General features: G+C 45.3%; 23 protein-coding genes. 2 read left to right on the top strand and 21 right to left on the bottom strand.

Annotated features, from left to right (window positions below; genetic code table 11):
* Positions 1-4 precede the first annotated feature (4 nt).
* From ACNAZ4_RS00725 to hflX, 14 genes are all read right to left on the bottom strand, one after another.
* Complete coding sequence (locus tag ACNAZ4_RS00725) at positions 5-868, bottom strand: 3-hydroxyacyl-CoA dehydrogenase (protein ID WP_415812290.1); 864 nt, start codon at positions 866-868, stop codon at positions 5-7.
* 67 nt (positions 869-935) lie between these two features.
* On the bottom strand, positions 936-2453 hold the full coding sequence (locus ACNAZ4_RS00730) for an aldehyde dehydrogenase family protein (RefSeq protein ID WP_415812291.1): 1518 nt from the start codon (positions 2451-2453) through the stop codon (positions 936-938).
* A 31-nt stretch (positions 2454-2484) separates the two neighbouring features.
* Positions 2485-3258, bottom strand: a complete 774-nt coding sequence (locus ACNAZ4_RS00735) for an enoyl-CoA hydratase-related protein (protein WP_415812292.1) — start codon at positions 3256-3258, stop codon at positions 2485-2487.
* A gap of 14 nt (positions 3259-3272) precedes the next feature.
* On the bottom strand, positions 3273-4052 hold the full coding sequence (locus tag ACNAZ4_RS00740; protein ID WP_415812293.1) for an enoyl-CoA hydratase-related protein: 780 nt from the start codon (positions 4050-4052) through the stop codon (positions 3273-3275).
* Positions 4045-4353: an EthD family reductase gene (locus ACNAZ4_RS00745; RefSeq protein WP_214704267.1), complete on the bottom strand. Its 309-nt coding sequence runs from the start codon at positions 4351-4353 to the stop codon at positions 4045-4047. The genes ACNAZ4_RS00740 and ACNAZ4_RS00745 overlap by 8 nt, the downstream gene beginning before the upstream one ends.
* A gap of 98 nt (positions 4354-4451) precedes the next feature.
* Positions 4452-4934, bottom strand: a complete 483-nt coding sequence (paaD, locus tag ACNAZ4_RS00750; RefSeq protein WP_415812294.1) for a 1,2-phenylacetyl-CoA epoxidase subunit PaaD — start codon at positions 4932-4934, stop codon at positions 4452-4454.
* A 6-nt stretch (positions 4935-4940) separates the two neighbouring features.
* Positions 4941-5759, bottom strand: a complete 819-nt coding sequence (gene paaC / locus ACNAZ4_RS00755) for a 1,2-phenylacetyl-CoA epoxidase subunit PaaC (protein WP_415812295.1) — start codon at positions 5757-5759, stop codon at positions 4941-4943.
* Positions 5756-6103, bottom strand: a complete 348-nt coding sequence (paaB, locus tag ACNAZ4_RS00760; protein WP_415812296.1) for a 1,2-phenylacetyl-CoA epoxidase subunit PaaB — start codon at positions 6101-6103, stop codon at positions 5756-5758. Before paaB ends, paaC begins: the two co-directional genes overlap by 4 nt.
* Positions 6104-6158: 55 nt before the next feature.
* On the bottom strand, positions 6159-7118 hold the full coding sequence (gene paaA / locus ACNAZ4_RS00765; RefSeq protein WP_415812297.1) for a 1,2-phenylacetyl-CoA epoxidase subunit PaaA: 960 nt from the start codon (positions 7116-7118) through the stop codon (positions 6159-6161).
* Between the two features lie 14 nt (positions 7119-7132).
* Positions 7133-8464, bottom strand: a complete 1332-nt coding sequence (locus tag ACNAZ4_RS00770) for a phenylacetate--CoA ligase family protein (protein ID WP_415812298.1) — start codon at positions 8462-8464, stop codon at positions 7133-7135.
* A 415-nt stretch (positions 8465-8879) separates the two neighbouring features.
* Positions 8880-10220, bottom strand: coding sequence for a type I glutamate--ammonia ligase (glnA, locus tag ACNAZ4_RS00775; protein WP_415812299.1), 1341 nt, complete (start codon positions 10218-10220; stop codon positions 8880-8882).
* A 54-nt stretch (positions 10221-10274) separates the two neighbouring features.
* Positions 10275-10679 (bottom strand): MerR family transcriptional regulator, encoded by a 405-nt coding sequence (locus ACNAZ4_RS00780; RefSeq protein WP_214704243.1) that lies wholly within the window; start codon positions 10677-10679, stop codon positions 10275-10277.
* A gap of 143 nt (positions 10680-10822) precedes the next feature.
* Entirely contained in the window at positions 10823-12094 is a 1272-nt protein-coding gene (locus ACNAZ4_RS00785) for a methionine gamma-lyase family protein (RefSeq protein WP_415812300.1), read from the bottom strand.
* A 26-nt stretch (positions 12095-12120) separates the two neighbouring features.
* Entirely contained in the window at positions 12121-13380 is a 1260-nt protein-coding gene (gene hflX / locus ACNAZ4_RS00790) for a GTPase HflX (RefSeq protein ID WP_415812301.1), read from the bottom strand.
* Positions 13381-13558: 178 nt separating this feature from the next.
* On the opposite strand from hflX, the gene ACNAZ4_RS00795 reads away from it, so the two are divergent.
* Positions 13559-14164, top strand: a complete 606-nt coding sequence (locus tag ACNAZ4_RS00795) for a trimeric intracellular cation channel family protein (protein WP_415812302.1) — start codon at positions 13559-13561, stop codon at positions 14162-14164.
* A 63-nt stretch (positions 14165-14227) separates the two neighbouring features.
* Here ACNAZ4_RS00795 and ACNAZ4_RS00800 read toward each other — a convergent pair whose 3' ends face one another.
* The 5 genes from ACNAZ4_RS00800 to miaA form a co-directional block, all read right to left on the bottom strand.
* Positions 14228-15247, bottom strand: a complete 1020-nt coding sequence (locus ACNAZ4_RS00800) for an STAS domain-containing protein (RefSeq protein ID WP_415812971.1) — start codon at positions 15245-15247, stop codon at positions 14228-14230.
* Positions 15248-15444: 197 nt separating this feature from the next.
* The gene (locus tag ACNAZ4_RS00805) at positions 15445-15675 is read right to left on the bottom strand and encodes a glutaredoxin family protein (protein ID WP_415812303.1); all 231 of its coding nucleotides are present in this window, start codon (positions 15673-15675) and stop codon (positions 15445-15447) included.
* Between the two features lie 82 nt (positions 15676-15757).
* Entirely contained in the window at positions 15758-16717 is a 960-nt protein-coding gene (gene spoVK / locus ACNAZ4_RS00810) for a stage V sporulation protein K (protein WP_415812304.1), read from the bottom strand.
* A gap of 317 nt (positions 16718-17034) precedes the next feature.
* Entirely contained in the window at positions 17035-17265 is a 231-nt protein-coding gene (hfq, locus tag ACNAZ4_RS00815) for an RNA chaperone Hfq (RefSeq protein ID WP_415812305.1), read from the bottom strand.
* A gap of 30 nt (positions 17266-17295) precedes the next feature.
* Positions 17296-18249, bottom strand: coding sequence for a tRNA (adenosine(37)-N6)-dimethylallyltransferase MiaA (miaA, locus tag ACNAZ4_RS00820; protein ID WP_415812306.1), 954 nt, complete (start codon positions 18247-18249; stop codon positions 17296-17298).
* 275 nt (positions 18250-18524) lie between these two features.
* Here miaA and mreBH point away from each other — a divergent pair, with 275 nt between their 5' ends.
* A complete protein-coding gene (gene mreBH, locus ACNAZ4_RS00825; RefSeq protein ID WP_415812307.1) occupies positions 18525-19532 on the top strand; it encodes a rod-share determining protein MreBH in 1008 nt (335 codons plus the stop codon).
* Positions 19533-19623: 91 nt separating this feature from the next.
* Here the strand turns inward: mreBH and ACNAZ4_RS00830 are convergent, their stop codons facing one another.
* Together ACNAZ4_RS00830 and mutL are read right to left on the bottom strand one after the other, a co-directional pair.
* Positions 19624-20064: a hypothetical protein gene (locus ACNAZ4_RS00830; protein WP_415812972.1), complete on the bottom strand. Its 441-nt coding sequence runs from the start codon at positions 20062-20064 to the stop codon at positions 19624-19626.
* 189 nt (positions 20065-20253) lie between these two features.
* Positions 20254-22182 (bottom strand): DNA mismatch repair endonuclease MutL, encoded by a 1929-nt coding sequence (gene mutL, locus ACNAZ4_RS00835; RefSeq protein WP_415812308.1) that lies wholly within the window; start codon positions 22180-22182, stop codon positions 20254-20256.
* Positions 22183-22199 lie beyond the last annotated feature (17 nt).

A 22199-nucleotide genomic window follows, 5' to 3' on the forward strand; every position in this document is an offset into this window, starting at 1 on the left:
TCCTCTATTTTGTCGTCACTGATTCCCGATAATCATACACACCGCGTCCGGTCTTCCTGCCAAGGCGGCCGGCTTTTACATATTGCTCAAGCAATGGTGCCGGACGATATTTTTCACCGAGTTTCTCATGAAGGTATTTCAAGTTATTCAGGCGAGTATCAAGACCTACAAGGTCGCCCAATTCAAATGGTCCCATTGGATAGTTCAGTCCCAGCTTTATCGCCTTATCGATATCCTCAGGAGTGCCCAATCCTTCCTGCAGCATATAAAACGCTTCGTTCCCGACAAGCGCACTGATCCGGCTGGTCACGAAACCGGGGAATTCATTGACAATTACCGTTTCTTTGCCCATTTGGATGGCGGCCTGCTGGATTGCCTCTGCCGTTTCATCGCTTGTTTCAAGACCGCGGATGATTTCAACGAGCGGCATTTTATGGACCGGGTTGAAGAAATGCATCACGATGACCTTTTCAGGACGCTTTGTAAAAGAGGCGATTTCCGTAGGGCTCATTGTCGATGTGTTGGATGCAAACAGGCAGTCTGCCGGTGCATGCTGATCAATCACTTCAAAAATCGTCTTTTTAATATCGATTTTTTCCGGGACTGCTTCAATTATTAGATCCGCATCCTTCACGTTTTCAGCGAGGAAGTTCGAATACTTCAATTTTGATTTTGCTGACTCTGCATCGTGGGGACTTACTTTACCTCGAGAAATCCCTTTTTCAAAAATGCTGTTGATTTCCTGTTTCGCCTTGTAAAGTTGTTTTTCATCAACATCGATCAGCACAGTTTCAAATCCGCCCAGGCAGCTGACGTAGGCGATGCCTCTGCCCATTACACCTGAACCGATAACAACGAGTTTCTTCATACAATTTCCTCCTTGTGATAAAAACTGAAAGGCGAGCACCCGAATAGAGGAGTGCTCGCCTCATTTTTTATACGTTAAACGGGTTTAGCGGGCGGCTGCCGTAGTAAGAGACGATACTCTTTGTTTCTGTATATAAATCTAGTGTTTCAATGCAAAGTTCGCGGCCGAAACCAGATTGCTTGTAGCCCCCGAATGGCGTGCCCGGGAATGCCGAGAATGGGCAGTTGACCATCACGATTCCTGCCTGGATCTGCTTGGAAACCCTAGTCGCTCTGCCGTAATCCTTCGTCCAGATTGCAGAACCAAGGCCATATTCACTGTCGTTGGCCAGTTTGACTGCTTCTTTTTCGTCCTTGAACTTCATGACGACTACAACCGGTCCGAAAATTTCTTCTTTAACAGCTTTCATGCTGTGGTTTGTTTCAGCAATGATGGTAGGCTCATACCAATAGCCATTTTCATAGCCTTCCAGATTGGCAGCCTTTCCTCCAGTCAAAACTTTAGCACCATCTTCAACAGCTGATTTCACATATCCTTCGATTACATTCAGCTGATCTTCACTGATGACAGCTCCGACATGTGTTTCTTTATCGAAAGGATTGCCAAGCTTTAGCTGCTTTGTTTTTGCCACGAATTTCTCGATGAATTCATCGTATACGTCTTCATGGACATATAAGCGTGAACGGGCTTCACATGATTGGCCAGTATTATAGAAGATTCCGAACAGGGATCCATCTACTGCAGCATCAATGTCAGCATCGTTGAAAACAATGCTTGGTGATTTTCCGCCAAGCTCAAGTGTTACGCGCTTAAGAGTCTGGGAAGCTCGAGCCATGATATCCTTGCCGATTGGCGTTGAGCCTGTGAATGCAACTTTGTCGACTTTATCGTGTTCGACGAGATAGTTTCCGACAACAGAGCCGGAACCTGGAATAACGTTCACTACACCTTCTGGTACACCAGCTTCGATGCAGATTTCACCAAGGACGATGGCCGTCAAAGGTGTCAGGGAAGCTGGCTTAATGATCACGGAGCAGCCGACAGCAATTGCGGGAGCAACTTTCCATGCCGCCATCATCAATGGATAATTCCAAGGAATGATCTGGGCACATACCCCAACCGGCTCTTTTTCAGTGATATTCTGGAAGGCACCAGGCATGCTGTTGACAGCACCGCGGTGGCTGACGATCGCACCTGCGTAAAACTCGAAATCTTCAATAGCCTGCATAACCTGTCCCTGTGCCGCAGCGAGAGATTTACCAGTATCAAGAATCTCCAATTCTACTAATTCATTAAAACGGGAGCGCATAATGGATGCGATTTTATTAAGAGTCCTGGAACGCTTGTTGACAGGGAAATGGCGCCATTTCCCGAAATCGAATGCGTTTCGTGCTGCCTGGACGGCAAGCTCCGCATCCTCTTTAGAAGCTTTGGCAACGGTGGCGATTTCTTCGCCAGTAGCAGGATTATATACCTTATATGTTTCGCCATTCGCGCTGTCCTGGCGACCTCCATTGATAATCAGCTGATATGTCTCGCGTTTTACCGCCATTGGTTCGAATTTTTGTTCTTTTACTGTTGTCACGCGTAACATCTCCTTTTAGTGGATTGATCGTTTATTCACCTTTGAAAACTGGTTTTCTTTTTTCCATGAACGCCAGGACGCCTTCCTTATGGTCAGCTGTCTGTCCGGCAATCCGCTGGCTCTGGGCATCTCTTTCAAGATAATCTTCAAAGCTTGAATGCCAGCTGGCTTTCAGATTTCTTTTAATCAGGCCGATTGCCTTCGTTGGCATACCGGCAAACCTTTCTGCAAAAGCCGCGACATTTTCATTCCAGTTATCCAATGAGTAGACTTCAGTTACCAGTCCCAGTTCCTTTGCCTTTTCAGCAGGAAGCTTCTCACCAAAAACAGCCAGTTCCATTGCTTTTGCATGACCGATCAAACGAGGCAGGTAATAAAGGTTTCCTGCATCAGGCACGAGGCCGACATGGATAAATGCTTCTACAAAACTGGCTTTTTCTGAAGCGACCCGGAAATCGCAGGCAAGCGCAAGGCTCATGCCGGCACCGGCGGCTACACCATTGACAGCGGCAATCACCGGTTTTTCACAGCGGTCCAATTCAAGCAGCATTGGGTTATATCTTTTTCGAAGGACTTCCCCGTGGTCCATGTCATCAGACACTCCAGCCAAATCCTCTCCCGAACAGAATGCCCGGCCTGCACCAGTGATGACCAGGACCCGGACTTCTTTGTCCCTTGATGCATTCTTGATTGCCGACTGGATCTCCCTGTTCAGCTGCTCTGTGAAGGCATTCAATTTATCAGGGCGGTTCAGGGTGATGTAGGCTACCTTGTTCCGCACTTCATACAAAACGGGTTCGAACACAGCTATGTACCCCCTTATCTTCCCTTGAATTCCGGCTTCCGCTTTTCCTTGAAAGCCTTCATGCCTTCCTTCTGGTCTTCAGTGGCAAAAAGCATATAGAAATTCTTGCGCTCATATTGCATGCCTTCGTACAGAGAATAGTCCACTGCCTTCAAGACTGATTCCTTGATCAGCCTGACGGCGATTGGGGCCTGCATTGCAATTGTATCCGCAAATTTCAGCGTTTCCTCCATCAATACTTCCTCTGAGAAGGTCGAATTGATAATTCCGTAATGCAGAGCTTCTTTTGCAGTAATCCGCTTGCCGCTTAGGACCCATTCCATTGCTTTCGTTTTGCCGACAAGCTTAGTCAGGCGCTGTGTTCCCCCGGCACCAGGCATCACACCCAGATTGATTTCCGGGAATCCGAACTCTGCATTTTCAGCAGCAAACAGCATATCGCAGCAAAGTGCCAGTTCAAACGCACCTCCAAGCGCGAATCCGTGGACAGCACCGATGACTGGCTTCTTGATCCAGGCTAATCGATCCCAGTCGGTAAACTGGTTCAATGTTTCCATGCTGATGGCATCGGCATCCATCATTTCGTCGATATCCGCCCCTGCTGCAAAAGCCCTTCCTTTTCCTGCGAGGACGATGACTTTAACTTTTGGATCATTATCGTAATCTTCCATCGCGGACAGAACCTCTGAAACCATTTGCCTGTTCAGGGCATTGAGAACTTTTGGGCGGTTAAGCTCAATCAGGCCAACTTCCCCTTTGACAGATGTTTCAATCAGCTCAAAGTTTTTATTCATTCACTTCTTCACCGATCATCATCGTGACCAGGTCACCTGCAAAGCTCATGACATCCTTTCCGGACGCCTTTCCTTCTGCTGATTTCATGCCAGCCTTCAGCGCTTCATGATCGTCATAGTACATTTCGCACATTAAATAATATTTGCCTTCCCCACCCATTGGGCTGCCGACAATACGGGTTACATCCATTTTGCGAAGTCCCGGGATTTTGGCAGTCAGCGGTGCATGCGTTTCAAAATAATGCTTGTCAAATGCCTCTTTGTCCTGTGGATGCTTGTAGATTGCGATTAGTTTTACCATTAATAATCTCTCCCTTTTGTAAAATCAATGTTTTAACACCAAAGTGAATATATGCGCAGATTCTTGGAGCTATTATTCAATTGATCTGACATTTTAGGTCACATCAAGGTTGATACCGGTTTCATTGCCTCAAATGGATTTTTGCAAGACTTGCAGTAGAGTATACTGCGACAGGCTGTCGGACCAAAGAGGTTTTCCATTGTTGTATATGTCGAGCCGCAATATGGGCAATCTGCCTGCCACTCACCTGTTTCCGCCATATGCCTCGGCGGCGGGGCTATGCCGAATTCCTTGAGCTTCTCCCTGCCAATTCCGCTGACGCGATCAGAGGTCCATGGCGGGTGGAAAATAAATTCCACTTCTACCTTTTCGACTCCGCCTATCGCTGAAACGGCTTTGACAACATTGTTTTTGATGATATCAAGCGCCGGGCACCCCATGAATGTCGGCAAAAGCTTGATCAAAATGGCATCCGGCAGGACTTGGAGCTCTTCTACCATGCCAAGCTCGATAATTGAAACACTATCGATTTCAGGATCCTTAACAGTTTGCAGTGCCTCGTAAACCTTATCCCTCAGCATCTATCATCACCAGCTCGCTGCCGGATCAAAGTTATAAACCTCACCCAATGTATCAAGGGCCGTCTCTAAATCTGCTGTATGCTCGCCATTTCGCCCATTTCCGCCTTTCATCCCGAAACTCTTCGGCATCTCCAGGTCAAGTGACTCAAACAATGGCGACATCAATTGTACCCAGTTGGCCTTCAGTGCTGCCTCAGAATCTATCAAGCTATGTTTCGCAAACTCTTCACCTTTTGCCCCTAAGGAAAACAGGCCATCAAGTTCTTCAAACACTGCTTCCATGGCAGCTTCCATCCTTGACCTTGCTTCTCCTCCAGCACTGACAAGCTGTGAAAACCAGGTCTTCCAGTGCAATAAATGATAGTATAGCTCCATATTGATCTTGACAGCGGCCTCGCCCAGTGGCTGGTACGAAGAGTTCTTCAATGATTCAATTTTCACTTTCTTGGCCTGGGCGTAAAAAAAGTTCCTGACAACCGCGAATGCCCAGTCATAGTGAGGTTCTGTCAAATAGGTTCCAGGACCATTCACCTTTTCCAGCAGGACCGCATTCTTTCGTTCAGCTGCCGGTCTCGCATGGGCAAGTCTGTCAGGATCACCCGCTCCGAGATCACTCAGAAGCTGGTAGAAAATCGCTGCGTGTCCCATCGTATCCTGGCTGATGGAGGAAAATGCGACATCTTCCTCAATGTGTGGGGCAAGGCCAAGCCATTCCGAGCCACGATAGGCAAGGATGAAATCGTCATCGGCCAGCTGGAACAGGAGCTCCAAGGCAGCATCACGGTAAGCTTCGTTTTTCAGTGCATCTTCAAGTGCATATCTCATTTCTCCTGTTTCCCTCCCCATGACAGAATTTCTTTTTCATCTAGCATTTCCTGCTCATAATGGCGCCATTTCTTTTTCAAATAGCCATAGCCTTTCGTATTGCGGTAGTCCTTATTATCGAGCCTTTGCAATGTTTGGCGTTCCTCGAGCGACATCTTTCTTACATCATCCCGTTTTACCACCCAAATATCGGCAACTGGTTCGCGGCGCATAAAGTTTTCCTGTGCCATAACCAGCGCCAGCTCATGGTTCGGAGCGAGCAATGAGAACTGATATTGCATCGGCGATGTATCTGTCCGCTTGCTGAAGACTTCAAACTCCTGGTAAAATCCTTTCCCAGACATCAATTCATCCCCTTTCCCTGGAAATCAGAAGGCAGATTAATCTGCCCCATCTGTTTTATGCTTTAGCGCTTAACGCGTCGATCACCCATTTATTGTTGCTGTAGGAAATCTCCCTTAATCGGAGTCGATCCTTTGATTTAGGCCCGTTGTTCTTGATGATTTGCTTGAACTTGCTCCAATCTGGCTGCTTGTATTGCCACATGCCAGACTCCTGGTCAAAGTGCATGGTTTCATCAGGAAGCTTCAGGCCAAGTGAAAGGACCCTCGGGATATACTTTGTGAAAAAGTCCTGGCGCAAGTCTTCATTTGTTTTGGTACGGATTCTGTATTTAATCGTCGTATCTTGTTTCGAAGTTCCAGTTGTCGAAGCATCCCCTGGTCCAAAGAACATCAATAGTGCTTCCCACCAGCGGTCAATCGAATCCTGGATCATCGCCCTTTGCTCGTCTGTTCCTTCAGCGAGCGCCATGATGATCGCCTCTCCATGCTGGGCGTGGAAAACCTCCTCAGCACATATGCGTTTCAATGCCCTTGCATATGGACCATAAGAAGCATCAAGCATATTCGTCTGAGTAATAATCGCCGCTCCGTCCACAAGCCACCCGATCAAACCCGCATCTCCCCAGGTCTTAGCTTCCATATGGAATACGTTGTGAAACTTAAGGTCACCTGAAAGCAGATCTTCGATGATGTTTTCCCGTGATTTCCCGAGAGGCTCCATCAGATCCTCCGCCACCCTTAACAGCAGCTGTCCGTGGCCCATTTCATCCTGCACCTTTGCCATGATTCCAAGCTTTCTTTTTAAGGAAGGGGCTTTGGGCACCCATTCTTTTTCAGGCAGCGCCCCCATTATTTCACTAATGCCATGCATTGAAATCAGCTTGATCAGCGTCATCCGATAGTCTTGCGGCATCCAGTCATCCGCCTCGATCTTTTCACCAGCTTCAATCCGTTTCATAAAATGCCGATATTTTTCTTCTTCGGTCAGCTGGTCGAAAGAAAGTGTATTTTCCATGCTGCTTTACCTCCTTATGATTCCGATCCAATCGGTTCCTTTGTTTTATCGATGATTCGGACTGCTTTCCCTTCAGAACGCGGGATGGTCTTCGGACGGTGCACACGCACCTCCATCGAAATCAGGCACTGGCTTTTCAACAGTGATTGAATCCTCTGCTCGAGCTGATAAACCATATCGGAAATTGGATCCTCACCAATCAGGGAGAAGTATTCCTCATTCATCTCAACATGCAGTTCCAGAACCTTTAACGTCCGCTTCTGTAAAATTTGAATCTGGTAATGTGGTGCAAGTTCCGGGACTGTCAGCATGCAGTGTTCGATTTGTGAAGGAAAGACATTGACACCATTGATAATCAGCATGTCGTCGATTCTGCCCTTGACGCGCGACATTCTTACCGTTGTCCTGCCACAGCTGCATTTATCCCTCGTCAACGACGCGATATCTCCTGTCCGGTAACGGATCACAGGAAAAGCTTCCTTCGTCAGGCTCGTGAAGACCAGTTCCCCTTCCTCCCCGTCCGCTACAGGCTTTAAGGTTTCAGGATCAATGACTTCTACATAAAAATGATCTTCCGCGACATGGAGCCCTGCCTGTGCTTCATGGCACTCGTTCGCGACTCCAGGCCCAATCACTTCACTAAGTCCGTAAATATCACATGCTTTGATTCCCAACTTCTCTTCCAGCGTTCTTCTCATTTCTTCCGACCAGGGCTCCGCACCGAAAATTCCATATTTCAGTGATGTATTACGAGGATCCTTGCCCATTTCCTCCATCGTCTCAGCAATGTTCAGAATGTATGAAGGAGTCCCGCAGATGACTTCCGGTTTAAAATCTTCTATCAGCATGATTTGTCTCTTGGTATTGCCTCCAGATACCGGCACAGTCACCATTCCCAGCTTTTCACTTCCATAATGAAGCCCCAGGCCGCCTGTAAAAAGGCCATATCCATAGGCGTTGTGGAGGAACTTCCCTGGTTCGCCGCCTGCGAGAGCGATTGCCCTTGCGACGATTTCTCCCCACATGTCAATATCATTCTGGGTATAGCCTACAACTGTCGGCTTTCCACTTGTTCCAGATGAGGCGTGAATTCTCACCAGTTCACTCTGGGGAACAGCGAATAATCCAAATGGATAGTTGTCACGCAAATCTTGCTTATCAGTAAAAGGAAGCGCTTCCAAATCTTCTAGACTGTTCAGCATTTCAGGAGAAAAATTGGCTTTTTCGAATTTCTTCTGGTAGAACGGTACTCTTAGGGCAACTATTTCGACTACTGACTTAAGTCTTTGCAGCTGGATTTCCTCAATAAACTCACGGCTCTTCGTTTCGATTTCATGTAAGATCAAGATTCCGCCCCCTGTATTACATAAAATTTTATTTATATAACGTTATATTACCGTAACACAATAAATGTGTTATATATTTTAAAACAAAGATAACGTGTAAATAGGAAAAAGTCAATTATTTTTCTGAAAATTTTAATTTTTAGGGAAGGAATTTATCCAACCGGCGGAAAAATGAGTGATTTGTGAGGATTTCGTAGTGATTAATGTGAAATTCGTAGTGATTCCGTGGAAAAACGTAGTGGTCTTTGATAAAGCGTAGTGTTTCTTTATAAGAGCGTAATGTTCGTTGGTAAAATCGTAGTGAATACCGGATCCGTTTTTGTCACCTTCCTCTTTTACATGATCCTGATTTCTGCCTTTCTAACAATCAAAAAAAGGCCTCTTGATATAATATCAAGAGACCATTTGATTCCTATTAATACATGCTCATATACTGTTCGCGTTCCCAAGGGTGAACTTGTGTGCGGAACATATCCCATTCGATTTCTTTCGCTTCGATGAAGTGTTCTAGGATGTGATCGCCGAGTGCAGCGCTGATGACTTCGTTCTTTTTCAGCTGGTCAAGAGCAGCTGCCAATGTTGGCGGCAGATCGTCGATTCCTTCTTCTACGCGCTCTTCCTTGTTCATCACGTAGATGTTGCGGTCTACTGATGCCGGAGGAGTCAATTTGTTCTTGATTCCATCTAGTCCTGCTGCAAGTAATACTGCCATTGCAAGGTATGGGTTTGCTGCCGGGTCAACACTGCGGACCTCAACACGTGTGCTCATTCCGCGTGATGCCGGGATACGAATCAATGGTGAGCGGTTTTTAGCAGACCATGCAACATAGCAAGGTGCTTCATAGCCAGGAACCAGGCGCTTATATGAGTTTACAGTCGGGTTTGTTACAGCTGTAAATCCAGAAGCGTGTTTCAGAGTTCCAGCGATGAACTGGTATGCGGTTTCGCTTAGCTCTAGCTTCTTGTCAGATGGATCATAGAATGAATTCTCGCCGTTGCGGAATAAAGACATATTGCAGTGCATTCCAGATCCGTTCACTCCGAATAATGGTTTCGGCATGAATGTTGCGTGAAGGCCATGCTTGCGGGCGATTGTTTTAACAACAAGCTTGAAAGTCTGGATCTGGTCACAAGCTGTCAAAGCATCTGCATATTTAAAGTCGATTTCGTGCTGTCCTGGAGCAACCTCATGGTGTGAAGCTTCAATTTCGAAGCCCATTTCTTCAAGTTCCAGCACGATATCACGGCGGCAGTTTTCACCAAGGTCAGTCGGTGCAAGGTCAAAGTATCCGCCATTGTCGTTCAATTCCAGTGTTGGCTCTCCATTTACATCAAGCTTGAATAGGAAAAATTCCGGTTCAGGCCCAAGATTGAAGTTCGTGAACCCTAGCTCTTCCATTTCCTTCAGGATACGCTTCAGGTTACCTCGTGGGTCACCAGCAAATGGTGTGTTATCAGCATTTTTGATATCACAGATCAAGCGGGCAACTTTACCCTTTTCTGCTGTCCAAGGGAAGATAACCCATGTGTCCAGATCAGGAATCAGGTACATGTCAGACTCTTCGATTCGAACGAAACCTTCAATTGAAGAACCGTCGAACATCATTTTGTTATCAAGCGCTTTTTCAAGCTGGCTGATTGGAATCTCAACGTTCTTGATTGTTCCTAAAATGTCAGTGAACTGCAAGCGAATGAATTTTACATTTTCTTCTTTTGATAAACGAATAATATCTTCTCTTGTGTACTTCCTAGCCATTCTGAATTTCCTCCTAAAATTTAAACTATTTTTGTCAGCTTTATCAATAAAACATTAGTGAAAAAATCTCGACATGTCGCCTCGGTCTGTTGAACGATTAAACCGGCCTGCCTGGAGCAGTTCTTTGCGAAGCAATTTCCTTAGATCTGCATCGGAAAGATCCCGTCTCGTTTTTTCTGCTTGTTTCTTCTCAGCAGCACTCATGTCTGCCTCTTGTTTTACATTGAATATCTTCTTGATGCCTGCCATGTTGACACCCTGGTCAATCAAATCTTTGATTTCTAATAGTTTGTCTATATCATTCAAGGAAAAGAGTCGTTTGTTTCCTTCGGTTCTAGCCGGAGAAATCAATTCATGCTCTTCGTAGTAACGGATTTGCCTGGCGGTCAAATCTGTCAGCTGCATGACAATCCCGATGCTGAAGAGTGGCATATTCCGGCGAATTTCACTTCCGCCCATATGATTCCTCCTCCTTCCCTCTTAAGATAATCTTATTATATTCAATGTAAGGTATGTTGTCAAACATATGTAAGATTATCTGACATGAAAATTCATAAAAAAACAACAGGACCAATTTAATAAGCGTCCTGTTGTATATTTACCTATTTCATCATTATTAAACCTTTTTCGATCAAAGAATCGATCGCAATGAGAACCGCCATCTTCACATGTGAATAAGTCAAGCCCCCCTGGACATACGCTACATAAGGCGGCCTGATTGGTCCATCTGCAGTCAATTCTATGCTTGCTCCCTGGATGAATGTACCAGCAGCCATGATGACATCATCTTCATAACCAGGCATATAAGCCGGATGGGCAGTCACATGAGAATTGATCGGGGATGCATACTGAATGGCCTGGCAAAAGGCAACCATTTTATCACGGTCATCGAATTGGACAGATTGTATCAAATCCGTGCGCTCTGCATCCCATTTAGGGTAAGAGTTCATTCCTAAGCGATCAAGCATTGCAGCCGTGAACACAGCACCCTTCAACGCCTGGGCAACAATATGCGGAGCCATGAAAAAGCCCTGGTACATTTCCTGCAAAGAATACAGGGAGGCTCCTGCTTCAGCACCGATTCCCGGAGAAGTCATCCGGTACGAACATGACTCAACATATTGTGTCTTGCCAACGATGTAACCGCCAGTCTTGGCAATTCCTCCTCCAGGATTCTTGATCAGCGACCCTGCCATCAGGTCTGCTCCAATATGGCATGGCTCCTGCTCTTCCACAAACTCACCATAGCAATTGTCGACAAACACGATGACATCTGATTTGATTTCCTTCACAAACCTGATCATTTCCCCAATTTGTTCGACAGTGAACGATGGTCTCGTTGCATAGCCTTTTGAGCGCTGGATGCCAATCATTTTCGTTTCAGGCTTGATTGCCATTTCTACAGCATGCCAGTCGATCTCTCCATTTTCTGCAAGGTCGACAGTATTATAGGCAATGCCGAATTCCTTCAAGGAACCGTTTCCTGTTCCGCGAATGCCGACAATTTCTTCAAGCGTATCATAAGGTTTTCCAGTGATATATAAAAGCTCATCTCCAGGACGGAGGATCCCAAACAACGCAATCGAAATGGCGTGGGTCCCAGAAATGATCTGCGGGCGGACAAGTCCTGCTTCAGCACCGAATACATCTGCATAGATTTTTTCAAGGGTTTCGCGCCCGGCATCGTCATAGCCGTAACCAGTTGTCGGAATGAAATGGGAATCACTTACCCGATGGTTCTGGAAGCTTTGCAGTACCCTGAATTGATTGCCGTCGATCCGTTCTTCTATTTTCTTATGCTTTCCGGCGATTTGCTGCTCCACTTCTTTGACAAGCGGCTGCAGCAAATGCCCGTTCTTCAATTGTGTGAACATGTTGCTCTCCTATCTAATAAATCATTTTAAAGTGAAAATCGTTTCAGCTGTCCCGTTATTTGATGGTCAGTCAAAGAAAATCCTCTGCATACGTAGACTTGCTTTTCTTCGTCAAAGGCAAGCTCACGGAGAATGGTCTCATTTTTCAGCTGTGCAAGCAATTTCCCCTCATCGGATGGTACGAGGACGTGGAAAGGCTCCATCATCTCTATGATTGACTGCTCGATTTTCAGCAGCAGGTTTCTTCGGTCTTCTTCACTGAAGGCACTAATGAATGCCGTCTCGTTCTGGGCGTTAGGCACAAAATCCCGATGGGCGATATCCTGTTTATTGTATACCGTAATCTGGGGTATCTGATGGACGTCCAGATCCTCCAGCAGTTTATTGACGGTCTGTTGATGGGAAAAATAATCCTCGTTAGACATGTCGACAACATGAAGGAGCAAATCAGCTTCACTCACCTCTTCCAGCGTGGAACGGAATGCGGCTATCAGAGTGGTGGGCAGATCTTGAATGAATCCGACCGTGTCTGTCAGCAGTGCTGTAAAACCGCTCGGCAAAATCGCCTTCCTTGTCATTGGATCCAGCGTTGCGAACAGCTGGTTTTCCTCGAATGAATCCGCTTCAGTCAAACGGTTGAACAATGTTGATTTACCGGCATTCGTGTAACCGACAAGCGCAATCTGGAAAGCCTTGTTCTTTTTCCTTCTTTCCCTGTAACGGTCACGATGCTGGACGATGACAGACAGCTGGCTTTTGATATCGTCAATCCGTCTGCGTATATGGCGCCGGTCAGATTCCAGTTTTGTTTCCCCTGGTCCTCTCGTCCCGATTCCGGCACCGAGCCTTGACATTTCTACCCCCTGCCCGCCAAGTCGCGGAAGCAGGTACTGCAGCTGGGCAAGTTCGACCTGGAGCTTTCCTTCCTTCGACCTTGCCCTCTGTGCGAATATGTCGAGGATTAGCTGCGTCCGGTCGATGATCCTGGCATTCAAACCAGACGACAGATTGCGGTTCTGGCTGGGCGAAAGCTCATCATTGAATATAATCAGGTCCGGCTCCAATTCATCTACCATCGCCTGCAGTTCTTCTACCTTGCCTTTTCCTATGTATGTAGCAGGATGGATCTTTGGCCGCTTTTGGACAACCTGCATCAGGACATTTCCTTTCGCGGTTTCCGTCAGTGATTCAAGTTCCTCCATTGAGTATTGAAAACGAAGATCATCTTCCTCCGTCGTCTGGCAGCCTACAAGAATGACTTTTTCGAATACATTATCCTGTTCCACATAGCACCCTTCTCTCCTTATATAGCTAAAGACATCATACCAAAATACAATGCCAATTAAAAATTTTGTAAACAGAGGAAAAATCCATTGTAAATTGGAACATTCATGATAAAATCAATATGTTTGCATTTTCATATTTTAGTATCAAGACATCATTTTAACAAGAGGAGAAAAAAGGATGACATGGGAAGTTCTCAGCATGATCGGTACAGTAGCCTTCGCAATCAGCGGTGCCATCATTGCGATGGAAGAAGAATACGACATCTTCGGAGTTTATATATTAGGAATCGTGACTGCCTTTGGAGGCGGTGCAATCCGTAACCTCCTTATCGGGGTTCCCGTTTCCGCGATTTGGGATCAGGGAATTTTCTTTAATTTGGCGCTGCTGTCAATCACAATCGTATTCCTGTTTCCCCGCAACCTTTTAAAACACTGGCAGCGATGGGGAAACTTCTTTGATGCCATTGGGCTTGCGGCTTTTGCGATCCAGGGAGCCATTTACGCTTCCAAAATGGGCCATCCATTGAGCGCAGTAATCGTAGCCGCTGTTTTGACCGGCAGCGGCGGGGGAATCCTCCGCGACCTGCTGGCAGGCAGAAAACCCTTGGTATTGAAAGCAGAAATCTACGCGGTATGGGCGGTGCTTGCCGGCCTTGTCATTGGACTCGGAATGGCCGACAAAGCAGTCGAACTTTATGGACTATTCATTGCCATCACGGCACTTCGCGTTCTCTCTTATACGTATAAGTGGCATTTGCCCGTCCGGAAGCTGGGCGTTAACTAATGGACAGCTAAAATAAGCAGAGCCTAATGATGGGCTCTGCTTTTTGTATGGCTGTTTGAATAACTAGATGATTTTCCGCCCCATCTGGCCGATTGCATAGTGGATGCCATGCTGCAGGGTCTGGAAGCAATCGAATTTGGCGAGGTTGATATTGGACTGTGTAATTTCGATTCCCAGCGTGGATGAAATGCCGACAAGAATCGTCTTCGTACCGATGAGCCGTGCAGCTGAACCGATTTTCTCAATGAGACTAACGGCATGTGGTCCGATTTCCTGGTCCAACCCTGTTAGGTCAAGGACAAGATAACTTGCTTTATAGGACGGAAGCTTATTCAGTGTTTTCACAATCAGCTGATCTGCCCTTTCTTCGTCATATTTCCCAATCAGCGGTACAACAACAACCCCTTCAAGGACAGGGATGATCGGAGAAGAAAGCTTATGGACCAAATCTTTTAACTCAGATGTTTTCTCCTCGACCAGGGATTCCAGCTTCCTGATTTGCTCGGATTCCTTTTTCCGGGCCAGCTGATGGATATTATCAGCAATGGTCACATCGGCAGGGAAGTAATCGATTATACTGTACTCGTGGCCTTCAAGTTGATGCTGTTTGATCTCATACCAGATATTCGTTCCGAATAAACCGGAAAACACACCTGCATAATGGGCGGGCAGGAAGCTGCCTCCCTTTTTCTTTCCCTGTGCGACATTGACTTTATGCTCCCAGCTGTCCTTCATAATTGCTGTAAAAGTTTTCGTCTCGAAATCCAAATCCTTGATAATGGTCAAGCCCCATCCTGCTGAAGCATATGTATTGGTGATCATCTCTGCTGCTTCTGCCACAGTGACTTCTTTCATTTTTTCAAAATACTGACCCACTACAAGGCCCTGGCGGAACCCCGTGGATTCAAACACAAGGTTGGATGCTTCTTCTCCTGAAATTTCTTCGATTGTATCAAAAAACGTTTTCATAGCGGAAGAAATCCAAAAAAGGACAGCATCATCTCCTTCAAAGATGAATTTTCCTGATTCTAAATCCCATCCAAAATCAATGCCTTTAATCGTATAATTATATTCATACCCCATCATTCTTTAACCCCTTTATCTCTGTATAATTGGCTTGAACCAATATTATATCCACTCAGTTAAACCCCATTGTATTTACCCTATTGAGCAAATTTTAAACACGCCCATTATAGTTTGTCCAATTCCTCTGTAAATCGGTCAGATTTTTGAAGTCATAAAAAAAGGATTCCAGCTCAGCGGAATCCCTTTGCATTGTATTATTTCAGAAATGACATGATGGAATTCGGGTCAAATCCTAATACCCAGTTTCCATTGACATTGGATTGAGGCACTCCCATTTGTCCTGTTGCATTGACTAGCCTTTGTGCTGCAATCGGGTCTTGCTGGACGTTCACTTCTTTGTATGCAATCCCTTTATCATCGAGAAAATTCTTAAGCATCGTGCAATATGGACATGTATTCGTTGTGTAAACAGTGATTTCGTTCATTTTTAATACCCCCAAGAAATTTAATATACCCATACGGGTATATTATCAAAAGTAAAAAATAATGTCAACAATGTTGCTGACATTATTTCCCCTTTTGCTCATCCGAAAAAACGAGATCGTTACTGCGCAGCGTCATCAGTTCATGCCGGTCATATTGATTCTGCATAAGCAGGCGCATTGCCTGGGCTCGAATCGACTTCTCGATCACATTCCTGACATAGCGTCCGTTCGAGAACGCTGCCGCCCCAATGGTCGATTTTACCGTTACAAGATGTTCCCTTAGTTTCCGCTCGGCCTCATGGCTCAAGCTATACTCCCTTTCCTTCAGCATCCGCTGGCCGATTTCCATCAACTGTTCGATGGAGTAATCGGTAAAGTCAATGACCAGCGGAAATCTTGAATGAAGGCCAGGATTCAAGGTCAGGAAAAAATCCATTTCACGCGAATAGCCGGCAAGAATTAGTATGAATTCATGCTGCTTATCCTCCATATGCTTTACCAGAGTATCAATCGCTTCCTTGCCGAAGTCCTTCTCTCCTCCACGGCCGAGTGAATAGGCCTCATCAATGAACAGGATTCCTCCCATCGCTTTCTTTATTAAATCCCTTGTTTTTTGCGCTGTGTGTCCGATATATTCCCCTACAAGGTCAGCTCTCTCTGCTTCGATCAGGTGCCCTTTAGACAGGACATTCATCTTGAGGAAAAGCTTTCCGATAATCCGCGCCACCGTTGTTTTTCCTGTTCCCGGATTTCCCTTAAACATCATATGAAGAGCTTGTTTTCCAGCTTTCAGGCCCATCTCTTCACGCTTTTTGTTCACATAGATCCAGGCGTAGATTTCTTTGATCATCCTTTTCATTTCTTCCATGCCAACCAGGGCACCAAGCTCTTCTTCAATTTCCTTTAAAGCTGTGTGCTCCTGCGGGATTGACTTTGGAACCAGCTGCGACTCAGGCAATTCCTTCGTCAACGCCTTCCTTTTCTGGGCGTTCAATACAATGCTGATTTGACCGTTGTTTTTCTTGCGAAGCGGTTGGTCCAAAGATTTCACCTCTCATTCTGGAAACAATATACGCATCATAACTGTATTTGTGATATTAACCTTTGTATTATGAAGAGCATTTTCGAGTTTATAAAATTCTTAGATATTGATTTTGGGAGAGTGAGAAGAGCGACAAAATTCCATTGTTGTCGGATTCTGCGGTTTCCCAAGAAATAAAACTTCTATATTTATATGTATTCAAAGACTCAGGAATTCATTTTAATCATAAACATTAAATCTTTTACTTATCTACCGCTTACCTCTAAGGGACATAGAAAAAACCCGCAGTCAGCGGGTTTCCTTTGTACACTATTCAATTAAGCCTGACCATCGAAATCAATCTGCACATTTTTTTGCGGCGCAAAGGTTGAAATGGCATGTTTATAAACAAGCTGCTGTTTACCTTCGGATTCAAACAGGACTGTGAAGTTGTCAAATCCTTTTATTTGGCCTCTCAGCTGAAATCCGTTCAATAAAAATACGGTCACATTGATGTTGTCCTTGCGTAGCTGATTTAAATACTGGTCCTGAATGTTCACTTGTTTCATGGGCGGGATCCTCCTCTTTTATCTCTATTATTATGTATTCGCTTTTATCTTGAGCTTTCCTTCAATGAACTGGGAAATTTCAGCGAATTTTTTTTCAGCGTCGTTAGACTCTGACATATCAAACCATTCCACATTCATCTTGTTTCGAAACCAGGTTAGCTGCCTTTTTGCATAACGGCGAGAATTTTGTTTCAAATTCTCGATTGCTCCACTTAGGTTAACCTTCCCATCAAAGTATTCATAAAGCTCTTTGTACCCTATTGCCTGGATTGATTGACATTCCTTCAACCCTTTGTCATAAAAATACTTTACTTCATCAAGAAGACCTTGCTCCATCATAAGGTCGACACGCAGGTTGATTCGGCTGTAAAGCAGCTCCCTCTCCATTGTCAGCCCAATGATCGCTGTATCATACACCATCTCTGGCGACTGGTTTGCCTGCAGTTCTCCAGCAGTTTTACCCGTACAGTGGATGATTTCAAGCGCCCTGATGACGCGGCGGATATTATTGGGATGAATTCTGGAGGCGCTATCCGGGTCAACACTTTCCAGTTTCCCATGTAAATATTCCGGGCCTTTTTCTTCCGCCTCTTCCTCTAACCCGCTGCGGAAATCAAGGTCTGAAGGTGCTTCGGTAAAATGATAATCATAAATGGCGGACTGAATATATAAACCGGTCCCGCCTACAATCATCGGCATTTTTCCGCGTCCGCTGATTTCCTGTATTTTCTTTCTGACGATTTCCTGGAACTCCGCTGTTGAAAAGTTTTCATTGGGTTCCTTCACGTCAATCAGATGATGGCGGATTCCTTCCTTTTCTTCCTGGCTGATCTTAGCTGTGCCGATATCCATGCCTTTGTAAATTTGCATGGAATCCCCGCTGATGATTTCGCCATTGTACTTTTTCGCAAGTTCGATGCTTAACTTTGTTTTGCCAACAGCAGTTGGCCCAATTAATACAATCAGTTTCTGTTTCTCATCCAAAAAATTTCACACTGCCTTTTCATTGAGGGTGTCAGATACCATTCCCTGACATCATAAGTTTATTTTACCATTAAGTAGAAAGCAGTTGAACATCTATGCATTATACCCCTATTTTACAAGTATTATTCTCCTATATCATTTCTTGATAAAATTTTCCTCAACCTTTACAGTTAGATAACGATTCGGTAACAAAAGCCCTTACACCCCCAAAATCATGATAGTTTAATAGAAGTTTATGATGGTTTAATAATTTTTAGGGAACTGGGTGAACAAATATGTTATCAACTACAGAAATCGGAATTGATTTAGGTACTGCCAATACTCTAGTATATAGTAAAAATAAAGGTGTCGCTCTCAACGAGCCTTCAGTTGTGGCGATTGATACTGAAACGAAAAATGTTCTTGCGGTCGGCAAGGAAGCGAAGGAAATGATCGGAAAGACCCCTGGCAAGATCGTTGCCATCCGTCCATTGAAAGACGGTGTGATTGCAGATTTTGATGTGACAACCGAAATGCTGAAACAAATCATGAAGAAAGCTTCCAAAAAAGGCGGTTTTTCACTACGCAAACCAGATGTGGTCGTCTGTACTCCTTCTGGATCAACAAGCGTCGAACGTCGTGCAATACAGGATGCTGTTAGGAACGCTGGCGCAAAAAAGGTCCATCTGATTGAGGAGCCTGTAGCGGCAGCAATCGGTGCTGGCCTTCCGGTTGATGAACCAGTGGCGAACGTTGTTGTCGATATTGGCGGAGGTACGACTGAAGTAGCGATCATCTCTTACGGAGGCGTCGTTGCCTGCCACTCCATCCGGATCGCCGGAGACAGACTGGACGAGGATATCGTTCAATATGTACGCAAGGAATACAATGTACTGATTGGGGAAAGAACTGCAGAGCGAATCAAAATGGAAATCGGATACGCGCTTGTGGACCATGAGAAAATGGAAATGGACATCCGCGGCCGTGACCTCGTAACAGGACTTCCAAAGACTGTTACACTCAATTCATTTGAAATCAGGGATGCTATCAAGGAATCCCTCCTTCATATCATGGAAGCCATTCGTGCGACTTTAGAGGATTGCCCTGCTGAACTGAGCGGTGATATCGTCGACCGCGGCGTCATCCTTTCAGGAGGCGGCGCATTGCTGAACGGCATACAGGACTGGCTAGGAAGCGAAATGGTGGTACCAGTCCATATCGCTCCAAATCCGCTGGAATCTGTAGCAATCGGAACCGGCAAAGCCTTGCAGTATATCCATAAACTTCAGCCAGCTGTAAGATAAACTCAATATCAAGGAAAAGACCGCTATGAAGGAAAATAGCGGTCTTTTATTATGACTGTGAAGCTGTATCCAAAAAGCCTCTTCAGGAGGTTCACTCAGATTGCTGCTTCCTAATTCTGTTGAAATAAAGGAAAACCGGAAGTGGAATGACAATAAAACCAAGGCTCTTGATGATTTGATTAATTGATCTGTCTTTTTCCCGCTTTTGTTCCTCTTTTACATAAACTTCATAATTACTACGCATTTCTTCTTCGCTTATTTCCGTTTTTGAACCTTCGATTTTACCTACTAATGTATTCTGCTTATAATCCGTATAACTTTGATAATAGCCTGTTGGGCTTGCAAGATCTGCCGCTGCCATGAAAATGGACACCCCTCCACCAATAACCATCATCAATGTTGCAAATAAAACCAGATAAGTGTATAAATGTCTAACCACTTTTTCTCCCCCCTGCTCCTTATTTTTGACCGCAAATGCAACGATGAAAATCAATACAACTACTGGCATGAATGTGAATAATAACGAAAACACTAACAATGCATCGCCCCCTTTCTTCTATCATATAAAAAACAGATGAAACGGATGATTATTTTGAATTATTTTTCTATTGGTGTAATATTACACTAAATTACACTGGAAATAAAGTGTTTTTTATCCTTTAAATGAAATTTTATTGTATAAAAAAACAGTGTCTCCTTGTGGGAAACACTGTTTCTGACACTACATCACTCTTTTGAACATCTTTTCCATTTCATATGTTGAATAATGGACGATGATGGGTCTGCCGTGGGGGCATGTGAACGGGTCTGATGAGCGGCGGAGTTCATCAAGCAGGGCCTGGATTTCATCCATCCGCAAATGATGATTCGCTTTGATGGATGCTTTGCAGCTCATCATGATTGCCGCTTCCTCCCTCAGCTTTTTAATGTCCACCTTTTTCATCAGCAAAAGCTGTTCAATCATGTCCTCGATCAGCTCTTGTTCCTCTCCGTGAGGGAGCCACTGAGGATGTGAGCGGACGATGAAACTGTTGTAGCCAAATGGCTCCAGGAATACACCGACCTTCTCAAGCTCATGCTGGTATTCACTAATTTTAATGCATTCATCGGCTGAATATTCAAGGGTGATCGGCACGAGCATTTCCTGCAGCTCCGTCGCCACTTGTCCTACCTTTTCCCTGAAATATTCATATTTGATCCGTTCCTGGGCAGCATGCTGGTCAATGATATATAAGCCACGGTCATTCTGGGCAAGTATATATGTTCCGTGCATCTGTCCGATTGGATATAAAGGAGGAACGCGGGACGCAAATACCTGTGATGGAGATTCTTGCTCTTCGATCGAGTCCTCGTTTTCATCCACGCTTGTGATTTGAACATCATGATGTTCTTCCTGCGAGTTAAACTTCATGTCCAAGAAGGGCTCCTGGGCAACAAAAGCATTTTGCCAGTTTGGCGGCTCAGTTTTAGGAAATTCATGCTGTCCTGCTGCTTTGTAGCGCTCGCCCAGATCTGCCACTTTTCCCTCGACGAATGGATTGCTGGCCAAAGGAGGTTGTCCATTAGCCTGCTGGTTAGCAGGATGTTCCATGTGGTCAAGCTCCATAAAAGTTTGTTCCGATTTTGGCTTTTCCTGTTTCTGGGCAACAAACCCTGCTGGAATCAGCTCTTTCGTCTTGAAAGCATCCTTGATCACACTGGACACGAGGTGATTAAGTTCCTGTTCCTTGCTCAATCGAACCTCCATTTTTGAAGGATGGACGTTCACGTCAATGAGCAGCGGGTCCATTTCGATATTCAGCAGGACGACAGGATAACGCCCGATTGGGAGCAGGGTATGATACCCTTCCTGAATAGCTTTCACCAGCGCATAATTCTTAATGAAACGTCCATTGATCATTGTCGATATATAGTTCCTCGATGCCCTTGTGATCTCAGGCATAGAAATATAGCCGCTTATTTTATAATCCAGTGACTCCCCTGAAATGGGAATCATCGATTTGATCATATTGATGCCATATATGGCTGCGAGCACCTGGCGGACGTCTCCATTTCCGGTGGTCTTTAGTAGCTGTCGTCCATTGTGGACAAGCCTGAATGAGATATTCGGGTTCGCCAGTGCGAGGCGATTCACGACATCGGTGATATTGCCAAGCTCGGTATGGATGGTCTTCATATATTTGAGGCGTGCCGGTGTGTTGAAAAACAGGTCAGAGATACTGATATCCGTTCCTTTTCGGCTGTCTGCTTTTTCTATCGATTGTACTTTGCCGCCTTCAATCAACACTTTATTGCCTTCCATTCCAGTGGAAGTCTTCATTTCCAGTCTTGACACAGAGGCGATACTTGGCAGTGCCTCTCCCCTGAACCCGAGCGTCCGGATTCGGAACAAGTCGTTCTCATTCTTGATTTTGCTGGTAGCATGCCTCTGGAAGGCGACTAGGACATCGTCTTCCTCAATGCCATCACCATTATCCGTGATCCGAATCCTCGCGAGACCTGCTTCTTCCAGATCGATTTCAATCACAGTACTGTTGGCATCAATCGCGTTCTCGAGCAGTTCCTTTACGACGGAAGCCGGCCGTTCTACAACTTCACCGGCTGCGATTTTATTCGATAGAGCATCATCGAGCTGCATGATTTTTCCCATTTCTTCACCTCCAGAGT

The sequence above is a fragment of the Mesobacillus thioparans genome (assembly GCF_965138835.1).
GTDB lineage: Bacteria > Bacillota > Bacilli > Bacillales > Cytobacillaceae > Mesobacillus > Mesobacillus thioparans.